The organism is Paraburkholderia nodosa, assembly GCF_001718195.1.
Lineage (GTDB): Bacteria > Pseudomonadota > Gammaproteobacteria > Burkholderiales > Burkholderiaceae > Paraburkholderia > Paraburkholderia nodosa_A.
Genome location: NZ_MCNV01000031.1, coordinates 16,461 through 35,663, shown reverse-complemented (window position 1 = coordinate 35,663; position 19,203 = coordinate 16,461). Strand labels below are relative to the sequence as shown.

Annotated in this window: 17 protein-coding genes; 3 read left to right on the top strand and 14 right to left on the bottom strand. The window is 65.0% G+C overall.

All coding sequences use genetic code 11. The annotated features are described in order from the left end of the window. The first annotated feature begins 98 nt into the window (after positions 1-98). Both zapD and BFD71_RS33325 read left to right on the top strand, forming a co-directional pair. Positions 99-854, top strand: a complete 756-nt coding sequence (zapD, locus tag BFD71_RS33330) for a cell division protein ZapD (RefSeq protein WP_028207804.1) — start codon at positions 99-101, stop codon at positions 852-854. 49 nt (positions 855-903) lie between these two features. Next, complete coding sequence (locus tag BFD71_RS33325; RefSeq protein WP_069268498.1) at positions 904-1,098, top strand: DNA gyrase inhibitor YacG; 195 nt, start codon at positions 904-906, stop codon at positions 1,096-1,098. A gap of 92 nt (positions 1,099-1,190) precedes the next feature. Here the strand turns inward: BFD71_RS33325 and mutT are convergent, their stop codons facing one another. The 4 genes from mutT to secA form a co-directional block, all read right to left on the bottom strand. Beyond that, a complete protein-coding gene (mutT, locus tag BFD71_RS33320; RefSeq protein WP_069268497.1) occupies positions 1,191-1,622 on the bottom strand; it encodes an 8-oxo-dGTP diphosphatase MutT in 432 nt (143 codons plus the stop codon). Beyond that, positions 1,619-2,491 carry an ATP-binding protein gene (locus BFD71_RS33315; RefSeq protein WP_069268496.1) on the bottom strand — a complete coding sequence of 291 codons (873 nt, stop codon included), beginning with the start codon at positions 2,489-2,491 and terminating at the stop codon, positions 1,619-1,621. Before BFD71_RS33315 ends, mutT begins: the two co-directional genes overlap by 4 nt. A 19-nt stretch (positions 2,492-2,510) precedes the next feature. After that, the gene (argJ, locus tag BFD71_RS33310) at positions 2,511-3,752 is read right to left on the bottom strand and encodes a bifunctional glutamate N-acetyltransferase/amino-acid acetyltransferase ArgJ (protein ID WP_069268495.1); all 1,242 of its coding nucleotides are present in this window, start codon (positions 3,750-3,752) and stop codon (positions 2,511-2,513) included. Between the two features lie 120 nt (positions 3,753-3,872). After that, on the bottom strand, positions 3,873-6,677 hold the full coding sequence (secA, locus tag BFD71_RS33305) for a preprotein translocase subunit SecA (protein ID WP_069268494.1): 2,805 nt from the start codon (positions 6,675-6,677) through the stop codon (positions 3,873-3,875). Positions 6,678-7,021: 344 nt separating this feature from the next. Here secA and BFD71_RS33300 point away from each other — a divergent pair, with 344 nt between their 5' ends. Further along, on the top strand, positions 7,022-7,495 hold the full coding sequence (locus tag BFD71_RS33300) for a DUF721 domain-containing protein (protein ID WP_069268493.1): 474 nt from the start codon (positions 7,022-7,024) through the stop codon (positions 7,493-7,495). A 98-nt stretch (positions 7,496-7,593) separates the two neighbouring features. Here the strand turns inward: BFD71_RS33300 and lpxC are convergent, their stop codons facing one another. The 10 genes from lpxC to murD form a co-directional block, all read right to left on the bottom strand. Continuing rightward, positions 7,594-8,511: a UDP-3-O-acyl-N-acetylglucosamine deacetylase gene (lpxC, locus tag BFD71_RS33295; protein WP_069268531.1), complete on the bottom strand. Its 918-nt coding sequence runs from the start codon at positions 8,509-8,511 to the stop codon at positions 7,594-7,596. A gap of 259 nt (positions 8,512-8,770) precedes the next feature. Continuing rightward, positions 8,771-9,280, bottom strand: coding sequence for a peroxiredoxin (locus BFD71_RS33290; protein ID WP_069268492.1), 510 nt, complete (start codon positions 9,278-9,280; stop codon positions 8,771-8,773). Between the two features lie 263 nt (positions 9,281-9,543). Then, complete coding sequence (gene ftsZ, locus BFD71_RS33285; RefSeq protein ID WP_028207795.1) at positions 9,544-10,746, bottom strand: cell division protein FtsZ; 1,203 nt, start codon at positions 10,744-10,746, stop codon at positions 9,544-9,546. A gap of 141 nt (positions 10,747-10,887) precedes the next feature. Then, positions 10,888-12,120, bottom strand: coding sequence for a cell division protein FtsA (ftsA, locus tag BFD71_RS33280; RefSeq protein WP_042270315.1), 1,233 nt, complete (start codon positions 12,118-12,120; stop codon positions 10,888-10,890). Positions 12,121-12,147: 27 nt separating this feature from the next. Then, positions 12,148-12,903, bottom strand: coding sequence for a cell division protein FtsQ/DivIB (locus BFD71_RS33275; protein ID WP_069268491.1), 756 nt, complete (start codon positions 12,901-12,903; stop codon positions 12,148-12,150). 60 nt (positions 12,904-12,963) lie between these two features. Further along, complete coding sequence (locus BFD71_RS33270; RefSeq protein WP_069268490.1) at positions 12,964-13,905, bottom strand: D-alanine--D-alanine ligase; 942 nt, start codon at positions 13,903-13,905, stop codon at positions 12,964-12,966. A gap of 5 nt (positions 13,906-13,910) precedes the next feature. Further along, positions 13,911-15,305 (bottom strand): UDP-N-acetylmuramate--L-alanine ligase, encoded by a 1,395-nt coding sequence (gene murC, locus BFD71_RS33265; RefSeq protein ID WP_069268489.1) that lies wholly within the window; start codon positions 15,303-15,305, stop codon positions 13,911-13,913. Continuing rightward, entirely contained in the window at positions 15,302-16,405 is a 1,104-nt protein-coding gene (gene murG / locus BFD71_RS33260) for an undecaprenyldiphospho-muramoylpentapeptide beta-N-acetylglucosaminyltransferase (RefSeq protein ID WP_069268488.1), read from the bottom strand. The genes murC and murG overlap by 4 nt, the downstream gene beginning before the upstream one ends. Beyond that, on the bottom strand, positions 16,402-17,667 hold the full coding sequence (gene ftsW, locus BFD71_RS33255; protein WP_069268487.1) for a putative lipid II flippase FtsW: 1,266 nt from the start codon (positions 17,665-17,667) through the stop codon (positions 16,402-16,404). Before ftsW ends, murG begins: the two co-directional genes overlap by 4 nt. Continuing rightward, the gene (gene murD / locus BFD71_RS33250; RefSeq protein ID WP_069268486.1) at positions 17,664-19,181 is read right to left on the bottom strand and encodes a UDP-N-acetylmuramoyl-L-alanine--D-glutamate ligase; all 1,518 of its coding nucleotides are present in this window, start codon (positions 19,179-19,181) and stop codon (positions 17,664-17,666) included. The genes ftsW and murD overlap by 4 nt, the downstream gene beginning before the upstream one ends. Positions 19,182-19,203: the final 22 nt, after the last annotated feature.

Sequence of the window (19,203 nt, the reverse complement as noted above, 5' to 3'; positions counted from 1 at the left end):
ACATCGGCATAGCGCCGGGCCGGCGCGATTGCGACCGTGGTCCCACGGCATTAGAATGTCCTGCAATCCGTCACCCACCACGCCCGAGGCGAGCGCGCTTGATTCTTTACGAGTATCCCTTCAACGAGCGAATCCGAACGCTGCTGCGCCTCGAAGACCTGTTCGAGCGCTTCACGTTTTTCCTGACCCAGGAGGATCCGAGGGAACATCACGTCGCGCTCACGACGCTCTTCGAAATCGCCGAAGTCGCAGGCCGCGCCGATCTGAAGTCGGATCTCATGAAGGAACTCGAGCGGCAGCGCCAAACGCTCGCGCCGTTTCGCGGCAATCCCGGCATCGAGCAGAATGCGCTCGAAACCGTGCTGGGCGAAATCGAGCAAACGCTCGCCGGCCTCACGCAGATGCAAGGCAAGACGGGCCAGCATCTGATGGACAACGAGTGGCTCACGAGCATCCGCAGCCGCGCGATCATTCCCGGTGGCACCTGCAAGTTCGATTTGCCGTCGTATTACGCCTGGCAACAGTTGCATCCCGATCAACGCCGTCAGGACATCGCGAAGTGGGTCACGCCGCTGCTGCCTTTGCGCGACGCCGCCGCCATCGTGCTGCGTCTCGCGCGCGAGTCGGGCCAGGCGTCGAAGGTGATGGCGATGCAGGGCAGCTATCAGCAGATGCTGTCGGGCCGCGCGTATCAGCTCATGCAGGTACGCGTGGCACCGGAATTGCGCATGATTCCCGAAGCGAGCGCCAACAAGTACATGCTGTGGGTGCGCTTCACCGTGCAGGACGGCGATCTGCGTCCGCGAGCCGTCGATCAGGACGTGCCGTTCCAGCTCACGCTCTGCAGCTTGTGAAAGCAAACGCGTCGCCAGGCCAGACTCAACGCAAACCAAGTTCTATCGCATGACCACTGTCGTCAAATGTCCGAGCTGCGGCAAGGAAGTCCGCTGGGTGCCGGAGAACCGCTTCCGGCCGTTCTGCTCCGAGCGTTGCAAGCAAATGGATCTCGGTGCATGGGCAGCCGAAAAGTACCGCATTGGCGGCGCCGACGATGAAACGCCGCCGGAAGACGCGCCGCCCACGGATACGCGCCAATAAGCGAGCGCCGCGACGCGCTTGCGCCAGGCGAAAAAAAGGCCGCTGTGCGTGATGCACAGCGGCCTTTTGCATCGTGGCGGCCTCGTAGGCCGTTATTCCGCCGCAAGCCACTCCAGCACAGGAATCGTCGCAGGCAAGAGCGGCTCGACGCTCGCCGGCAGCGACTGCCAGACGAACGCCTGACCTTCGCGACCGTGCGGCTCGCCGGTCCACTCGGTCACCTTGCAGAAGTAGAGCCGTACGTAGGCGTGCGGGTAGTCGTGTTCGAGCGTGTGCCACAGGTGGCACGCCTTCACGTCGATGCCCAGTTCCTCGTGCAACTCGCGCGCGAGCGCCGCTTCGACGCTCTCGCCCGCTTCCAGCTTGCCGCCCGGAAACTCCCAGTAGCCTGCATAAGGCTTGCCTTCGGGGCGCTGGGCGAGCAGGTAGCGGCCATCGGGCTGCACCAGCACGCCCACCGCGACTTCCGTCACGGGGCGCGTCGTTGCGGAAGCGTCGTTTGCGCTGTTGGCCTCGGCGCTCATGCCTCTTGCGCCTTCTTGCCCGACCAGTCGCGTGCGAATTGCCACGCCACGCGGCCCGAACGCGAGCCGCGCTCCAGCGCCCAGACGAGTGCGTCGCCGCGCGCCGATTCGACTTCGGCGTCGTCGCAGCCGAAATGGCGCAGCCAGTGGGCGACGATCGTCAGATAGTCGTCCTGCTTGAACGGATAGAAGCTCACCCAAAGCCCGAAGCGCTCGGACAGCGAGATCTTTTCTTCCACCACTTCGCCCGGATGAATCTCGCCGTCGGGCATGTGCTTGTACGTCTCGTTGTCGCTCATGTACTCGGGCAGCAGATGGCGCCGGTTCGAGGTCGCGTAGATCAGCACGTTGTCCGATTGCGCGGCCACCGAGCCGTCCAGCGCCACCTTCAGCGCCTTGTAGCCCGATTCGCCTTCCTCGAACGAGAGATCGTCGCAGAACACGATGAAACGCTCGGGGCGCGTCGAGATGAGATCGACGATATCGCCGAGGTCATGCAGATCGTCCTTGTCGACTTCGATCAGGCGCAGGCCCTGTTGCGCGTACGCGTTCAGGCAGGCCTTGATCAGCGACGACTTGCCGGTGCCACGCGCGCCGGTGAGCAGCACGTTGTTCGCGGGCTTCTTCTGCACGAACTGGCGCGTGTTGCGGTCGATGAGATCTTTCTGCCGGTCGATGTTCTGCAGGTCGTCGAGCGAGATCAGCGAGATCGCGGGCACCGGCTGCAGGAAGCCGCGCCCTTGGCGCTTGCGCCAGCGAAACGCGACGGCCGCGTTCCAGTCGACATCGGGTGCCGACGGCGGCAACACGGCTTCGAGGCGGCCGAGCAGCGCTTCGGCGCGGGTCAGAAACTGTTCGAGCTTATCCATGTGGTGAGCGCGCTTGAAATCAGGAGCGGTAATCCGCGTTGATGCTCACGTAGTCGTGCGAGAGGTCGCAGGTCCAGATCGTGGCCTGCGCGTCGCCGCGGCCGAGCAGCACGCGGATCAGGATCTCGCTCTTCTTCATGACGCGCTGACCGTCTTCTTCGCGGTAGTCCGGGTTGCGACCGCCCGCTTTCGCCACGAGCACGTCGTCGAGATACAGGTCGATCTTGTCGACGTCGAGGTCCGTCACGCCGGCATAGCCGATCGCGGCGAGGATACGGCCGAGGTTGGGGTCCGATGCGTAGAACGCCGTCTTCACGAGCGGCGAATGGCCGATTGCATAAGCGATCTGGCGGCACTCGGCCACGTCCTTGCCGCCTTCCACCTGCACGGTCATGAACTTGGTTGCGCCTTCGCCGTCGCGCACGATGAGCTGCGAGAGTTCCTGGGCGACGGCCGTCACGGCGTCGCGCAGCGCGACGTAAGCGGGCGTGTCCGTCGACGTGATCGCGGGCAGGCTCGACTTGCCCGAGGCGATCATGATGAACGAGTCGTTGGTCGAGGTATCGCCGTCGATGGTGACGCAGTTGAACGAGCGGTCGGCCACGTACTTCACGAGTTCGTCGAGCACGGGCTGCGCAACGTTCGCGTCGAAAGCGAGGAAGCCGAGCATGGTCGCCATGTTCGGCTTGATCATGCCCGCGCCCTTGCTGATGCCCGTGAACGTGATGGTGTGGCCGTCGACCGTGACCTGGCGCGACACGGCCTTCGGCAGCGTGTCGGTCGTCATGATGGCCTGCGCGGCGTCGTACCAGTTCGCGGCCCCGCGATTCGCCAGCGCGGCGGGCAGGCCCGCCTTCAAACGGTCGATCGGCAGCGGCTCGAGGATCACGCCGGTCGAGAACGGCAGCACCTGCGAGGACTCGAGGCCGGCCAGGCGCGCGAGTTCATCGCAGGTCTCGCGGGCGTGCTTCATGCCCGGCTCGCCGGTGCCCGCGTTCGCGTTGCCGGTGTTCACCACCAGCGCACGAATGCCCTTGCCGCCCGCGCGCACCTTCGCGAGATGTTCGCGGCACACCGTCACCGGCGCGGCACAGAAGCGATTCAGCGTGAACACGCCGGCGACGCTCGCGCCTTCGTCGACGGAGATCACCAGGACGTCCTTACGATTGGGCTTGCGAATGTTGGCTTCCGCCCAGCCGAGCGTCACGCCGGCGACCGGATGAAGTTGTGCGGGATCAATCGAGGGGAAATTGACAGCCATGGTGGCGACCTGTCGAAATGGCGATGCCGGCCAGGGCGCTGGAGCCTGGCCGGCATCGGGAATCAAAACGCAAGGCCCGCCATGGGAAGCGGGCCACCGGAATCTACGTTCAAGCCTGCGTCACGCGATCTTGCCGTGACACTGCTTGTACTTCTTGCCGCTGCCGCACGGGCACGGATCGTTGCGGCCCACCTTCGGCATTTCGCTGCCCACCGGCGGCGTATGGCTCATGGCCGCGCCCACCATTGCAGCGGCGGCGTCGGCAGCCACCGGTGCGGCAGCCGCCGGAGCCGGCGCCGCGTCGGCTTCGGCGAATTCGGCATGGCGGAACTCGACGTTCTCGACATGATGGCCCTGCTCTTCGATCTGCTCGGCCGCCTGTTCGAGCTGCTCCGGCGACTGGATCTGCACGTTCATCACGATACGCGTGACTTCGAGCTTCACGGCTTCGAGCATCGCGGCGAACAGTTCGAACGCCTCGCGCTTGTACTCCTGCTTCGGGTTCTTCTGCGCATAGCCGCGCAGATGGATGCCCTGACGCAGGTGGTCGAGCGCCGCGAGGTGTTCGCGCCAGCTGCGGTCGAGCGTTTGCAGCATGACCGAGCGCTCGAACGCGCTGAACGATTCGCGGCCCACGAGCGCCACCTTCTGCTCGTAAGCTTCGTCGCCCGCGGCGAGCACGGCCTCGAGAATTTCATCGGCATCGATCGACGACGACTCGTTGATCATCTCCTGGATCGCGAGGTCGAGCTGCCATTCGTTGCGCAGCACTTCTTCGAGCTCGGGCACGTCCCACTGCTCTTCGATACTGCCGTGCGGCACGAACTGGCGCACGATGTCGGTGATCACGCCATGACGCATCGCGCCGATCGTTTCGGTGATGTCATGCGCTTCGAGCAGTTCGTTGCGCTGCTGGTAGATCACCTTGCGCTGATCGTTCGAGACGTCGTCGTATTCGAGCAGTTGCTTGCGGATGTCGAAGTTGCGCGCTTCGACCTTGCGCTGCGCCGACTCGATCGAACGCGTGACGATACCCGCCTCGATCGCCTCGCCTTCCGGCATTTTCAGGCGGTCCATGATCGCGCGCACGCGGTCGCCCGCGAAAATGCGCAGCAGCGGGTCTTCGAGCGAGAGATAGAAACGCGACGAGCCCGGGTCGCCCTGTCGGCCCGCACGACCGCGCAGCTGGTTGTCGATCCGGCGCGACTCGTGACGCTCGGTGCCGATGATGTGCAGACCGCCCGCGGCCTTTACCCGATCGTGCAGCGTTTGCCACTCGTCGTGCAGTTGCTGGATGCGGCGCGCTTTTTCGTCGGCGGGAATCGCTTCGTCGGCTTCGATAAACGCTGCCTGCTTCTCCGCATTGCCGCCCAGCACGATGTCGGTACCGCGGCCTGCCATGTTGGTGGCGATGGTGACGCGCTGCGGACGACCGGCTTCAGCGACGATCGCGGCTTCACGCGCGTGCTGCTTCGCGTTGAGCACTTCGTGCGGCAGACCGGCCTTCGTGAGCAGGTTCGAAAGCAGCTCCGAGTTTTCGATCGACGTCGTGCCGACCAACACCGGCTGACCACGCTCGTAGCATTCGCGGATATCGCGAATCACGGCGTCGTAGCGTTCATTCGCCGTCTTGTAGATCTGATCCTGCTTGTCGATCCGCTTGGGTGTCCGGTTCGTCGGGACCACCACTGTTTCGAGGCCGTAGATCTCGTTGAATTCGTACGCTTCGGTGTCGGCCGTACCCGTCATGCCCGAGAGCTTCGCGTACATGCGGAAGTAGTTCTGGAACGTGATCGAAGCGAGCGTCTGGTTCTCGCTCTGGATCTTCACGTGTTCCTTCGCTTCCACGGCCTGGTGCAGGCCGTCCGACCAGCGGCGGCCGGCCATCAGACGGCCGGTGAATTCGTCGACGATAATGACTTCGCCGTTCTGCACCACGTAGTGCTGGTCCTTGTGGAATAGCGTGTGGGCACGCAGCGCGGCGTACACATGGTGCATCAGCGTGATGTTCTGCGGCGCATAGAGGCTTTCGCCCTGGCCGATCAGGCCCCACTCGGAGAGCATGCGCTCGGCCTTCTCGTGGCCCGATTCCGTGAGGAACACCTGGCGCGCCTTTTCGTCGAGCGTGTAGTCGCCCGGCTTTTCCACGCCCGTGCCGTCGGCCTTCTCTTCGCCGATCTGCTGCTCGAGCAGCGGCGGCAGCGCGTTCATGCGCACGTAGAGTTCGGTGTGGTCTTCGGCCTGGCCCGAGATGATGAGCGGCGTACGCGCTTCGTCGATCAGGATCGAGTCCACCTCGTCGACCACCGCGAAGTTCAGCGTACGCTGCACGCGCGCCTCGGTCTCGTAGACCATGTTGTCGCGCAGGTAGTCGAAGCCGAACTCGTTGTTCGTGCCGTAGGTGATGTCCGCGGCGTACGCTTCCTGCTTCGTCGCGTGGTCCATCTGCGACAGGTTGATGCCGACGGACAAACCGAGGAAGTTGTAGAGGCGCGCCATCCATTCGGCGTCGCGCTGCGCGAGGTAGTCGTTCACCGTCACGACGTGCACACCGCGGCCCGACAGCGCATTCAGGTAGACGGGCAGTGTGGCGACGAGCGTCTTGCCTTCGCCGGTGCGCATTTCAGCGATCTTGCCGTAATGCAGCACCATGCCGCCGATCAGCTGCACGTCGAAGTGGCGCATTTTCAGCACGCGCTTGCTCGCCTCGCGGCAAACGGCGAACGCCTCGGGCAGCAGTTCGTCGAGCGATGTACCTTTGGCCACGCGCTCGCGGAACTCGGCCGTTTTTGCGCGCAGCTGCTCGTCGGTGTACTGCTCGATCTTCGGTTCGAGCGCGTTGATCGCCGCGACCGTCTTCTGATATTGCTTGATCAGGCGCTGATTGCGGCTGCCAAAGATTTTCTGTAAGAAACCGGTGGTCATCGGATCGGTGTCTGCGTCGCGGCTTCGGCCGGGATTCCTGAGGGTGGGTTCAGCGGGTTGTGCAGGGTGTGCACTACGCATCCGGACCGGCGGGACCTCGGCGGCTTTAGCCCAAAATGGTGGATTCGAATCGGGCATTTTAGCACGCGCCCTCTCACCCGCCTGTGTCAGCGCGAAGACGGCTCTGGCGCGCGCGGTGCCCGCACGGACGGCCTTCCCGCCGGGCGGCGAAGGGCCGCGATGCGGCCCTGGCCGAATGGCCTGAAGGCGCTTGAATGAGCGGTGCGCAGGCTACAATGACGACATCGCAGTCCCGCCTGCGCGCTCGCCCATCCTTACGCCACATGAGCCGTTTCTCGCCGTTTTCAAGGTCCAGGGGACCACGCGCCCCCCAGCCGCTCGCCGAAGTGCTGAGCCGCACGGACGCGTTCGCGCCGCTGCGCGCCGGCGTGGAGCAGATCGCGGCGATCCAGCGCGACCTGAATGCGCTGCTGCCCGACTATCTCGCGGCGAGTGTCGAGCCCGGCTTCATCAAGGACGGCACACTGGCCCTCTTCACTGCGCACAACGCGCTCGCCGCGCGGTTGCGGCATCTGGAGCCGCGGCTCGTGGCCGATCTGCAGGCGCGCGGCTGGGCGTTGAACAGCGTGCGCATCCGCGTGCGTCCTCAAGCCGTGAAAGATCCGGCACCGCCCAAGCAGGCGCGCATGACGCCGGTTGGCGCGGCAGCGCTTCAGGCGCTGAGCGAAACGCTCGAGGCTTCGCCGCTGCAGGCAGCACTCGCGAAGATGGCGGCGCGCCACATGAAAAAGCGCTGATCCGGTGAGCCCAGGTCTCGCGACCGCGCTCACGAAGCCGCGCAAAAAGAAAAAGGGCAGCATATCGCTGCCCTTTTTACTGCCTATACGCTCGAAACTCAGGCGAATGCGGTCTGTGCGTCGTAGCCGAAGCCGCGCGGCGCCTTCTGCGGATCGTCGAACGTGACGATCTCGTAGGCGTCCTCATTCGCGAGCAGCTCGCGCAGCAGCGCGTTATTGAGGCCGTGGCCCGACTTGTACGCGTCGTACGCTGCCAGCAGCGGATGGCCGACCACGTACAGATCGCCGATCGCGTCGAGCATCTTGTGCTTCACGAACTCGTCGTCGTAGCGCAGGCCGTCGTTGTTCAGAATGCGGTACTCGTCCAGCACGATGGCGTTGTCCATGCTGCCGCCGCGCGCGAGGCCGAGCTCGCGCATCATCTCGACTTCGTGCGCGAAGCCGAACGTGCGGGCGCGCGCGATTTCACGCACGTACGAGGTATTCGCGAAGTCCACTTCGAGCGCCTGGCCCGTCTTGTCGACAGCCGGATGGCGGAAGTCGATCGTGAACTTGAGCTTGAAGCCGAAGTAAGGCTCGAGACGTGCGAACTTGTCGCCGTCGCGGATCTCCACGGGCTTCTTGACCTTGATGAACTTCTTCGGAGCGTTCTGCTCCTCGATACCCGCCGACTGGATCAGGAACACGAACGAAGCCGCGCTGCCGTCCATGATCGGAATTTCCTCGGCGGTCACATCCACGTAGAGGTTGTCGATGCCAAGGCCTGCGCAGGCGGACATGAGGTGCTCGATCGTCGAGACACGTGCGCCGTCTTTCTGCAGCACCGAGGCGAGGCGGGTATCGCCAATCGCCATCGCCGACGCGGGGATGTCCACCGGCGTCGGCAAATCCACGCGCGAAAACACGATGCCCGTGTTCGGCGCCGCCGGACGGAGCGTCAGGTCGACCTTGCGCCCCGAATGCAGGCCGATGCCGACTGTCTTCACGATTGATTTGATGGTTCGCTGCTTCAACATGGTCTTCTTGCTCATTGAAAATCCCAATCGGGACTTTTTAATTCATAGCACGAATTATACTCCAGTTGCGCCGAGTCCGTCTTTTTCACCGGCGTGACAAACTGTTTCCCCGTGTTACCCAATGGGGATGGAGCGCGGGCCGATGCCCGGAACGGAGGCGTTCCCGGGGTAATCGGCCCGCTGGGTTCACGTAATGGCCTGTCACATTTACGCCGCAGGTGCACGTTGCTTCGGGGCAACGCCGCGCCCGCGAACGCGCTCATGCGCGGGTCAACGTGGCGAGTATGCTCGCAGCATCGCTCACTTCGAACTTGCCGGGTGCTTCGACGTGCAGCGTCTTGACCACGCCGTCGTCGACCACCATCGCATAGCGCTGGGAGCGGATTCCCATGCCACGCGCCGACAAATCCTGCTCCAGTCCGAGTGCACGAGTCAACGCTGCGCTGCCGTCGGCCATCATGCGTACCTTGCCCGAGGTACGCTGATCGCGTCCCCACGCGCCCATGACGAACGCGTCGTTGACGGACACGCACCAGACCTCGTCGATACCGGCCGCGCGCAGCGCGTCGAAGTGTTCGACGTAACCCGGCACGTGCTTCGCGGAGCACGTTGGCGTGAATGCGCCCGGCAATCCGAAGATCACCACGCGCTTGCCCGCCGCTTCCTTTTGCACGTCGAAGCTGTTCGGCCCCAGCGTGCAACCCTCGCGCGCGTCTTCGACGAACTCGAAGAGGGTCGCTTCGGGCAGCGTTTCACCCTGTTTGATCATGACTCGTCCTTCGCAACGATGCGCAAGCGTGTCGCGCTGGCGTCGTGCAATGTTGGGCAACGATGTACTCCAAGGTTACACAGGAACGCCTGGCGACACCGCGCCTTTCCCCCACGCTCAACGCGTGGCGGGCAACCGTCCCTGCCGCGCATCCTCGCGGATGCGGCCTTGCTGGTCCTGCTCGCCTTCATTGCTACGCAGCGCGCTGTCTGTCTGCGGGCGAGGGCAACACGTGCCCTGCCGCAGTCAGATCGGCTCGCGTGTCAGTCCGCCTGCTTGCGCAGGAACGCCGGGATATCGTACGTGTCGACGCCCTTTTCCTGCAGCGCCTGCACGTGCGAAGCCGCGGTGTCGCGCGACGTGCGCCACACTGCCGGCGTGTCGAGCGCGCCGTAGTCGGCCGTGTTGCCGTGGCCGCTGTGCTGCGGTGCGTACGAACCCGCCGGAGCCGGGATCGGCTGGTTGTCCGTGCCCGTACGCAGCAGTTGCATCGGCGCGGCTTGCTGCTTCTTCGCAGCGCGGCCGAGGCCCGTTGCCACCACCGTCACGCGCAGTGCGTCGCCCATCGCGTCGTCGTACACCGCACCGAAGATCACCGTCGCGTCTTCTGCAGCATAGCTCTTGATGGTGTTCATCACTTCGCGCGTTTCCGACAGACGCAGCGAACGGCTCGACGTGATGTTGACCAGCACGCCGCGCGCGCCCGACAGATCGACGCCTTCGAGCAGCGGGCTCGCCACGGCCTGTTCCGCCGCGAGGCGTGCGCGATCGACGCCGGCAACCGTCGCCGTGCCCATCATCGCCTTGCCCTGCTCGCCCATCACCGTCTTCACGTCTTCGAAGTCGACGTTCACGAGACCGTCGACGTTGATGATTTCGGCGATGCCTGCGACTGCGTTGTTCAGAACGTCGTCCGCGCACTGGAAGCACTTGTCCATCTCGGCGTCATCGCCCATCACGTCGAACAGCTTGTCGTTCAGGACGACGATCAGCGAGTCGACGTGATCCTCCAGTTGCTGCGAGCCGGCTTCCGCCACGCGCATACGCTTGCCGCCTTCGAACTCGAACGGCTTGCTCACCACGCCAACGGTGAGAATGCCCATCTCCTTGGCGATCTGCGCGACGACCGGGGCTGCGCCCGTGCCGGTGCCGCCGCCCATGCCGGCGGTGATGAACACCATGTGCGCGCCGCGCAGTGCGTCGGCGATGCGCTCACGGGCTTCTTCTGCTGCCGCGCGGCCCATCTCCGGCTTCGCACCGGCGCCGAGGCCCGTGTTGCCGAGTTGAATCACGGCCGATGCACGCGAGCGCGAGAGCGCCTGTGCGTCCGTGTTCATCACGATGAAATCGACGCCTTGCACGCCGCGGTTGATCATGTGCTGCACGGCATTGCCGCCCGCACCACCAACGCCTACCACCTTGATGATGGTGCCGTTGGTTTCGGTTTCCAGCATCTGGAATTCCATGTTGCCTCCGTCAAGAAAAAGATTCCGCTCCTCGGCCGTTATCCAGTGGAAGATCGGGCAACCTTCCACTGCGCGCTAGCCGCCGTCACCAGCGCGATTTTCGAAGCTTGTACTTCGCCTTCTGTCCTGCGACTTCTGTCGTCAGAAGTTGCCGAGGAACCAGTCCTTCATGCGTGAAAAGACCTGGCCCATCGACCCCGACTGCACTGCAACCTTGCGCCCGCGCATACGCTGCGAGCGGCCTTCGACGAGCAGGCCCATCGCCGTCGAGTAGCGCGGATTGCGCACCACGTCGGCCAGACCGCCTGCGTATTCCGGCACGCCGATGCGCACCGGCTTCAGGAAAATGTCCTCGCCCAGCTCCACCATGCCCGGCATCATCGCGGCGCCGCCCGTCAGCACGACGCCCGAGCTCAACAGTTCTTCGTAGCCCGACTCGCGCACCACCTGCTGCACGAGCGAAAAAAGCTCTTCCACGCGCGGCTCGATCACGGCGGCAAGCGCCTGGCGCGACAGCGTGCGCGGACCGCGCTCGCCCAGCCCCGGCACTTCGATCATCTCGTCCGGATCGGCGAGCGCCTGCTTCGCGATGCCGTAGCTCACCTTGATGTCTTCCGCGTCGGGCGTGGGCGTGCGCAGCGCCATGGCGATGTCGCTCGTCACCTGGTCGCCCGCGATCGGAATCACCGCGGTATGGCGAATCGCGCCTTCGCTGAAGATCGCGATGTCGGTCGTGCCGCCGCCGACGTCGACGAGCACCACGCCCAGTTCCTTCTCGTCCTCGGTCAGCACCGCCAGCGACGAAGCGAGCGGCTGCAGGATGAGGTCGTTCACTTCGAGACCGCAGCGGCGCACGCACTTCACGATGTTCTGCGCCGCGCTCACCGCGCCCGTCACGATATGCACCTTCACTTCCAGACGGATGCCGCTCATGCCGATCGGCTCGCGCACATCTTCCTGGCCGTCGATGATGAATTCCTGCGTGAGGATATGCAGCACCTGCTGGTCGGTCGGGATGTTGATCGCCTTCGCCGTTTCGATCACGCGCGCGACGTCCGCCTGCGTGACTTCCTTCTCCTTGATGGCAACCATGCCGCTCGAGTTGAAGCTGCGAATGTGGCTGCCCGCAATACCGGTGAATACGTTAGTGATCTTGCAGTCGGCCATGAGTTCCGCTTCTTCGAGCGCTCGCTGGATAGACTGCACAGTGGCCTCGATGTTCACCACCACGCCCTTCTTGAGACCTTTCGATTCGCTCTGGCCGAGACCGATCACTTCGTAGTGGCCTTCGCCCTTCAATTCGGCGACGACGGCCACCACCTTCGACGTCCCGATGTCGAGGCTGACCAGCAGATCCTTATAGTCTTTACTCATATCGTGCTCGTTGCGTGTGATGTCCTGTTACTTCTTGCCCGGAGCGGGCGTGTCACTGATGAAGCGCATACCGGCCGCCCTTATCGCAAACCCGTTCGGATAACGCAAGTCCGCGTATTCGATTGCTTTGCCCCAACGTTGCGTCACCGCCGACCATGCCGCGATGAGGCGGTGCGAACGCTCGCTCAGTGTGTCGGCGTTGCGCTCGCGGCCCAGCTCCACCTGCATGCCGTTCGAGAGCTTCACCGTCCATGCGTAACGCGGCGAGAGCGTCACTTCGTCGGGCGTGAGCCCGAGCGGCGCGAACCACTTCTCCAGGTCGCGGTAGCGCGCAACCACCTCGGGCGCGGTGCCGTCGGGGCCGTCGAACGCGGGCAACTCTTCGTCGAGTTCGCCCTGGTTCGCCGTGAACAGCTCGCCGTCCGTGCTCACGAGCTGATCGCTGCCCCACGTGCCCAGCGGTTTGTACTCTTCGAGCGTGACAGCCAATGCGTTGGGCCACACGCGGCGCACGCTCGCATGACGCACCCACGGCATCTGCTCGAACGCGGCGCGCGCCGTATCGAGATCGACCGTGAAGAAGTTGCCCTTCAGCCGGCCGACCACGCTCGCACGCACGGTGGGCGAGTTGATGTGCTCGGTATCGCCCTCGATGCGGATCTCTCGCAGCGCGAAGTTCGGACGCTGCACGAGCCAGTAGCAGCCCGCCGCCAGCAGCGCGAGCGCGAGCAGCGCGTGCAACGCGTTGGCGGCAAGGTTGAGCTGGCGTACGTTATTCCACATTTCGAGATTGTCGGTTCACTTCCGGTTCGGCAATTCGTCAGTCAGAGATTAATCAGGGGTTCAATCTTTTAGCGTCTGTGCCAGCACGCGCACCACCAGATCGCGATACTCGATGCCTACCGAGCGCGCGGCCTTCGGCGGCAGCGAGTGATCGGTCATGCCCGGCGCCGTGTTCACTTCGAGGAAGTACGCGTTGCCTGCACCGTCCATCATGAAATCGGCGCGGCCCCAGTCGGTGCAGCCGAGCACGTCGAACGCGCGGCGCGCGAGCTTCTTCAGTTCCGCCTCTTTCTCCGGCGCGACGCCGCAGGGAATCAGATACTGCGTCGTGTCGAGGATGTACTTCGCGTCGTAGTCGTAGAACTCACCCGCCGGCACGATCTTGATGATCGGCAGATCGAGGTCGCCCGCGATGCACGCGGTGTACTCGCCGCCGCCTTCGATGCTCTTTTCCACCAGCACGATCTTGTCGAACTTCGCGGCTTCTTCGAGCGCCGGCACGAGTTGGCTTTCCGCCTTCACCTTGATCACGGCCACGCTCGAGCCTTCGCTCGCGGGCTTCACGAAGAGCGGCAGGCCGAGCTTCGCGACGATCTGCGGCGCGCGCGCCGCGTAGTCGTCGCCGCGCAACACCACTTCGAACGGCGGCGTGGGAATGCCGAGCTGCTGCCACACGAGCTTGCTGCGGAACTTGTCGAGCCCGAGCGCGGAGCCGAGCACACCCGTGCCCGTATAGCGAATGCCGTAAAAGTCGAGCGCGCCCTGGATCTGGCCGTTCTCGCCGTAGCCGCCGTGCAGCGCGTTGAACGCGCGCACGAAACCTTCGTCCTTGAGCGCGGAAAGCGGGCGCTCGGACGGGTCGAACGGATGCGCGTCGATGCCGGCGCTCTGCAGCGCCTGCAGCACCAGCGTGCCCGACTTGAGCGATACCTCCCGCTCAGCGGACACGCCGCCGTACAGCACCGCGACCTTGCCAAATTGTTTCGGATCGATACTGCTCATGTCACTCACGCCTTCTGTTCCTGTTGGGCGATTCGACCCGGCACGCCGCCGATCGAACCCGCGCCCATCGTAATCACCACATCGCCGTCGCGCACGACCGCTGCGAGCGCCTCCGGCACTTCATCCACGGTCTCGACGAACACCGGCTCGACCTTGCCCGCCACGCGAATCGCGCGTGCGAGCGCGCGGCCATCGGCTGCGACGATCGGCGCTTCGCCGGCCGCATAGACATCGGTCAGCACGAGCGCATCGACGGTCGACAGCACGCGCACGAAGTCTTCGAAACAGTCGCGCGTACGCGTATAGCGGTGCGGCTGGAACGCCAGCACGAGACGGCGCTCGGGAAACGCGCCGCGCGCCGCTGCGATCGTCGCGGCCATTTCCACCGGGTGATGGCCATAGTCGTCGATCAACGTCCAGGCGCCGCCGCCGTTGACGGGAATTTCGCCATAGCGCTGAAAACGACGGCCTACGCCGTTGAATTCCGCGAGCGCGCGTTGAATATCGGCGTCCTTCACTTCGAGTTCGGTCGCGATCGCAATCGCGGCGAGCGCGTTCTGCACGTTGTGCGTGCCCGGCAGATTCAGCACGATGTCGAGCGACGGCGCGTCTTCGCGCATCACCGTGAAGTACATCTTGCCTTCTCGGGCAATCACGTTGACCGCGCGCACCTGCGCGTCGGACGCGAAGCCGTAACGGATGATCGGCTTCGAGACGAACGGCAGAATCTCCTTCACGTTCGGGTCGTCCACGCACAGCACCGCAATGCCATAGAACGGCAGGCGATGCGTGAACTCGATGAACGCCTGCTTCAGGCGCGCGAAGTCGTGCCCGTAGGTGTCCATGTGATCGGCGTCGATGTTCGTAATGACTTCGATCACCGGAAACAGGTTCAGGAACGATGCGTCCGATTCGTCGGCTTCCGCCACGATGAAATCGCCCGTGCCGAGGCGCGCGTTCGCGCCCGCACTGATCAGGCGCCCGCCGATCACGAAGGTCGGATCGAGCCCGCCCGCGGCCAGCACGCTCGCCACGAGCGAGGTCGTGGTGGTCTTGCCGTGCGTGCCTGCGATCGCGATGCCCTGCTTCAGACGCATCAGTTCCGCGAGCATCACGGCGCGCGGCACGATGGGAATGCGGCGATGGCGTGCCGCGAGCACTTCGGGGTTGTCGCTGCGCACCGCGGTCGAAACGACCACGGCATTCGCGCCTTCGATGTTTTCTTCGGCATGGCCGATCGCGATGCGCGCGCCGAGCGCGGCGAGTCGATCGGTGACCCCGTTCTTCGCGAGGTCCGAGCCGCTTACCTGATAGCCGAGGTTGACGAGCACTTCGGCGATGCCGCTCATGCCCGCGCCGCCGATGCCAACGAAATGGATATGTTTGACGATGTGTTTCATTGCTTTCCTCCCGCACTTACGCCCGCCACAGCCGCGCAGATGCGCGCGACCTGATCGGCGGCGTCGGGTTTCGCGAGCGCGCGAGCGCGCCCGGCCATTTCCGCCAGCGATGTTCTGGTCTGATGCCGCAACCAGTCGGCGAGTCCTTCCGCCGTCAGGTCGCGTTGTTGCACCACGAGCGCTGCGTCCTTGTCGGCAAGGAACGCGGCGTTGGTGGTCTGGTGGTCGTCCACGGCGTAGGGAAACGGCACAAAGCATGCCGCCACGCCCACGGCCGCGATTTCGGCCACCGTCATTGCGCCCGAACGGCAGACCACGAGATCCGCGTTGCGGTAGGCGCTCGCCATGTCGTCGATGAACGGCACGAGCTGTACCGTGTCATTCAGTTCGAGTCCGGCGTCGAGATAGTTTTGACGCAAGGCGTCGATGTGCTTCGCGCCCGCCTGATGCACGATATGCGGACGCTCTTGCGGCGCGAGCAGCGACAGCGCGCGCGGCACCACTTCGTTGAGCGCCGTCGCGCCGAGACTGCCGCCCACTACGAGCACGCGCAGCGGACCGCTGCGCGCGGCGTAGCGCGCCGCCGGCGCGTCGACGTGTTCGAGCGCCTCGCGGATCGGGTTGCCGGTCCACTCGGCATTCGGCAAGGCGCCCGGAAACGCCACGAGCACGCGCCTGGCCAGTTTCGCGAGCACCTTGTTCGCGAGACCCGCAATCGAATTCTGTTCATGCAGCACGAGCGGACGGCCCGAAAGCGCGCTCATCAAGCCCGCCGGGAACGTGATGTAGCCGCCCATGCCGAGCACGACGTCGGGCTTCACGCGGCGCAGCGCCGCGAGGCTCTGCGTGCAGGCGCGCAGCAGGTTCAGCGGCAGCATCAGCTTGGTCTTGATACCCTTGCCGCGCACGCCGCCAAAGCGCACGTATTCCATCGTGATGCCGTGCTTCGGAACGAGCGTCGCTTCCATGCCTGCGGGATTGCCGAGCCACACCACGCGCCAGCCCCACTGCTCCATGCGATGTGCGACGGCAAGGCCCGGGAACACGTGTCCCCCGGTGCCGCCGGCCATCACCATGAGCGTGCGCGTTGCTGCGGTCATACCTTGCCTCCGCGCATCAAGACCCGGTTCTCGTAGTCCACACGCAACAGCAGCGCCACCGCGATGCAGTTCAGCAAGATGCCCGAGCCGCCATAGCTCACGAGGGGCAGCGTGAGACCCTTGGTCGGCAACAGCCCCAGGTTCACGCCCATGTTGATGAAGGCCTGCGCGCCGAACCACACGCCGAGCCCCTTGGCGACGAGACCGGCAAACGTGCGGTCGAGCGCGAGCGCCTGGCGGCCGATCTCGAACGAGCGGCGCACGATCCAGTAGAACAGCAGGATCACGACGAGGACGCCGACGAAACCGAGTTCCTCGCCGATGACGGCGAGAATGAAGTCGGTGTGCGCTTCCGGCAGATAGTTGAGCTTTTCGACGCTGCCGCCAAGACCCACGCCGAACCACTCGCCGCGACCGAACGCGATGAGCGAGTGCGTGAGCTGGTACGCCTTGCCCTGCGCGTAACGGTCGTCCCACGGATCGAGGTACGCGAAGATCCGCTCGCGGCGCCACGGCGACGCCCACACGAGCAGCGTGAAGGTGCCCACTGCCGTGGCCACGAGGCCGCCGAACAGCTTGCCGTTCACGCCGCCGAGGAACAGCACGCCCATGGCGATCGCGGCGATCACCATGAACGCGCCCATGTCAGGCTCGAGCAGCAGCAGCGCGCCGACCACGCCCACGGCGAATGCCATCGGCAGGAAGCCTTTCGCGAAGCTATGCATGTATTCCTGCTTGCGCACCGTGTAGTTCGCAGCGTAGATCGTCACGGCGAGCTTCATGATTTCCGACGGCTGCATGTTCGTGACGCCGAGCGGAATCCAGCGACGCGCGCCGTTCACGCCCTTGCCGATGTGCGGAATCAGCACGACCACCAGCATGGCGAGCGAGATGAGAAAGAGCTTGGGCGCGTAACGCTCCCACGTCGAAACGGGAATACGGAACGCAACGAGCGCCGCAACGGTAGCGATCACGAGCGAAACGAGGTGGCGCACGAGGAACGCCCAGTCGCGGTACGAGGCGTACTTGGGCGAATCGGGCATGGCGATCGAGGCGGAGTACACCATCACCACGCCGAGGCCCAGAAGCGCGATGACGGCCCACAGCAGCGAGTGGTCGTAGTCGAGCATGCGCGAGCGTCCGGGACGCACGCCGTTGACGACGCTCGCAAGACCGCCCGAGCGCGCGCCGCCGCTCGACGAGCCGCCGGCCTGGCCGTTTTCGCGCGAGAGGCGCGCACCGAATCGCTCGGACCAGCTCATATCATCGTCCCCCGTTCTGCAGCGATTGCTTCTACGGTGTCGTGGAACACGGCTGCGCGATGCGCGTAGTTGCGGAACATGTCGAGGCTCGCGCAAGCGGGCGAAAGCAGCACGACGTCACCGGGTTGCGCGAGCGCCGTCGCCGCGCGCGTGGCTTCTTCGAGCGTGGCGTGGTCGCTCATCGCGATGCCGGTTTCTTCGAGCGCCGCGCGGATCTTCGAGGCGTCGCGGCCGATCAGCATCACGGCGCGGCACCAGCGCGCAACCGGCGCGACGAGCGGATCGAAGTCCTGGCCCTTGCCGTCGCCGCCGGCGATCAGCACCGTGCGCTGCGCGAGGCCGTCGAGCGCTGCCACCGTCGCGCCGACGTTCGTGCCCTTGCTGTCGTCCACGTAGTCGATGCCGTCGATCGATGCGATCAGCTCCACGCGATGCGGCTCGCCGCGATACTCGCGCAGGCCGTGCAGAAGCGGCGCGGGCGCGAGATCGATCGCGCGCGTGAGCGCGAACGCCGCGAGCGCGTTGGCCGCGTTATGCAGACCGCGAATGCGCAGGGCGTCGGCGGGCATGAGGCGCTTCATGCCGAGGTTCACGGGCGCCGCTTCCTGCTGCTTGCGACGACGCGGGGAGACAGGTACGTCGGCCGCGTCGAGGTCGTGGGCCTGCACGAGCCACTGCATGCCGTTCTCGCGCAGCAGACCCAGGTCGCCGTCGTTCCCGGGCTCGTTCAGGCCGAAAGTCACGATCTTCGCGTCGCCACTCGCCTTCACGCTCGCGAGCGACATGACGCGCGCGTCGTCGCGGTTGAGCACGCGTGTCGTGCGCGGCCCGAAGATGCGGCCCTTCGCGGCCGCGTAAGCGTCGAGGCCGCCGTGCCAGTCGAGATGGTCCTGCGTGATGTTGAGGACCGCGGCGGCGTCCGGCTCGAACGTGTGCGCCGTTTCCAGCTGGAAGCTCGACAGTTCGAGCACCCAGACGTCGGGCAGCGCGGTGTTGTCGATGGCCTCGGCGAGCTTGTCGAGCATCGCCGGGCTGATGTTGCCCGCCACCGCCACGCGCTTGCCCGCGCGCTCGCAGAGCATGCCTGTCAAGCTCGTCGTGGTGGTCTTGCCGTTCGTGCCGGTGATGGCGAGCACCTTCGGTGCGTAGCCGCTCTCGCCCAGATGGCGCAGCGCCTGCGCGAAGAGTTCGAGTTCCCCCCACACTTCGATGCCGCGTTCGCGTGCCGCCGCGATCAGCGGCACGAGGTCTTCGGCGAGCGGCGAGAGGCCCGGGCTGATTGCGACGAGCTCCACGCCGTCGAGCAGCGCCGTCGTGAACGGACCGCCGACGAAATCGGCGTCGATGCCGCGCGCGGCGAGTTCGGGAAGATTGGGCGGCGCTTCGCGCGTGTCGGCAATGCGCAGGCGGCAACCATGCCGCGCGCACCAACGCGCCATCGCGAGACCCGATTCCCCGAGTCCCAGCACGAGCACCATCGGCTTTTGCCGATCCCGAAACTTCTCGCCGAACATCGCTTGCTTCCCTTGCTTACTT

What these genes read in the sequence shown, in the direction of transcription:
- secA (WP_069268494.1), bottom strand. Translation starts at nt 6,677, where the DNA reads ATGACCACCGGTTTCTTACAGAAAATCTTTGGCAGCCGCAATCAGCGC.
- BFD71_RS33275 (WP_069268491.1), bottom strand. Translation starts at nt 12,903, where the DNA reads ATGTGGAATAACGTACGCCAGCTCAACCTTGCCGCCAACGCGTTGCAC.
- BFD71_RS33315 (WP_069268496.1), bottom strand. Translation starts at nt 2,491, where the DNA reads ATGGATAAGCTCGAACAGTTTCTGACCCGCGCCGAAGCGCTGCTCGGC.
- BFD71_RS33300 (WP_069268493.1), top strand. Translation starts at nt 7,022, where the DNA reads ATGAGCCGTTTCTCGCCGTTTTCAAGGTCCAGGGGACCACGCGCCCCC.
- murD (WP_069268486.1), bottom strand. Translation starts at nt 19,181, where the DNA reads ATGTTCGGCGAGAAGTTTCGGGATCGGCAAAAGCCGATGGTGCTCGTG.
- BFD71_RS33290 (WP_069268492.1), bottom strand. Translation starts at nt 9,280, where the DNA reads ATGATCAAACAGGGTGAAACGCTGCCCGAAGCGACCCTCTTCGAGTTC.
- ftsZ (WP_028207795.1), bottom strand. Translation starts at nt 10,746, where the DNA reads ATGGAATTCCAGATGCTGGAAACCGAAACCAACGGCACCATCATCAAG.
- mutT (WP_069268497.1), bottom strand. Translation starts at nt 1,622, where the DNA reads ATGAGCGCCGAGGCCAACAGCGCAAACGACGCTTCCGCAACGACGCGC.
- ftsW (WP_069268487.1), bottom strand. Translation starts at nt 17,667, where the DNA reads ATGAGCTGGTCCGAGCGATTCGGTGCGCGCCTCTCGCGCGAAAACGGC.
- BFD71_RS33325 (WP_069268498.1), top strand. Translation starts at nt 904, where the DNA reads ATGACCACTGTCGTCAAATGTCCGAGCTGCGGCAAGGAAGTCCGCTGG.
- ftsA (WP_042270315.1), bottom strand. Translation starts at nt 12,120, where the DNA reads ATGAGTAAAGACTATAAGGATCTGCTGGTCAGCCTCGACATCGGGACG.
- murC (WP_069268489.1), bottom strand. Translation starts at nt 15,305, where the DNA reads ATGAAACACATCGTCAAACATATCCATTTCGTTGGCATCGGCGGCGCG.
- lpxC (WP_069268531.1), bottom strand. Translation starts at nt 8,511, where the DNA reads ATGTTGAAGCAGCGAACCATCAAATCAATCGTGAAGACAGTCGGCATC.
- BFD71_RS33270 (WP_069268490.1), bottom strand. Translation starts at nt 13,905, where the DNA reads ATGAGCAGTATCGATCCGAAACAATTTGGCAAGGTCGCGGTGCTGTAC.
- argJ (WP_069268495.1), bottom strand. Translation starts at nt 3,752, where the DNA reads ATGGCTGTCAATTTCCCCTCGATTGATCCCGCACAACTTCATCCGGTC.
- murG (WP_069268488.1), bottom strand. Translation starts at nt 16,405, where the DNA reads ATGACCGCAGCAACGCGCACGCTCATGGTGATGGCCGGCGGCACCGGG.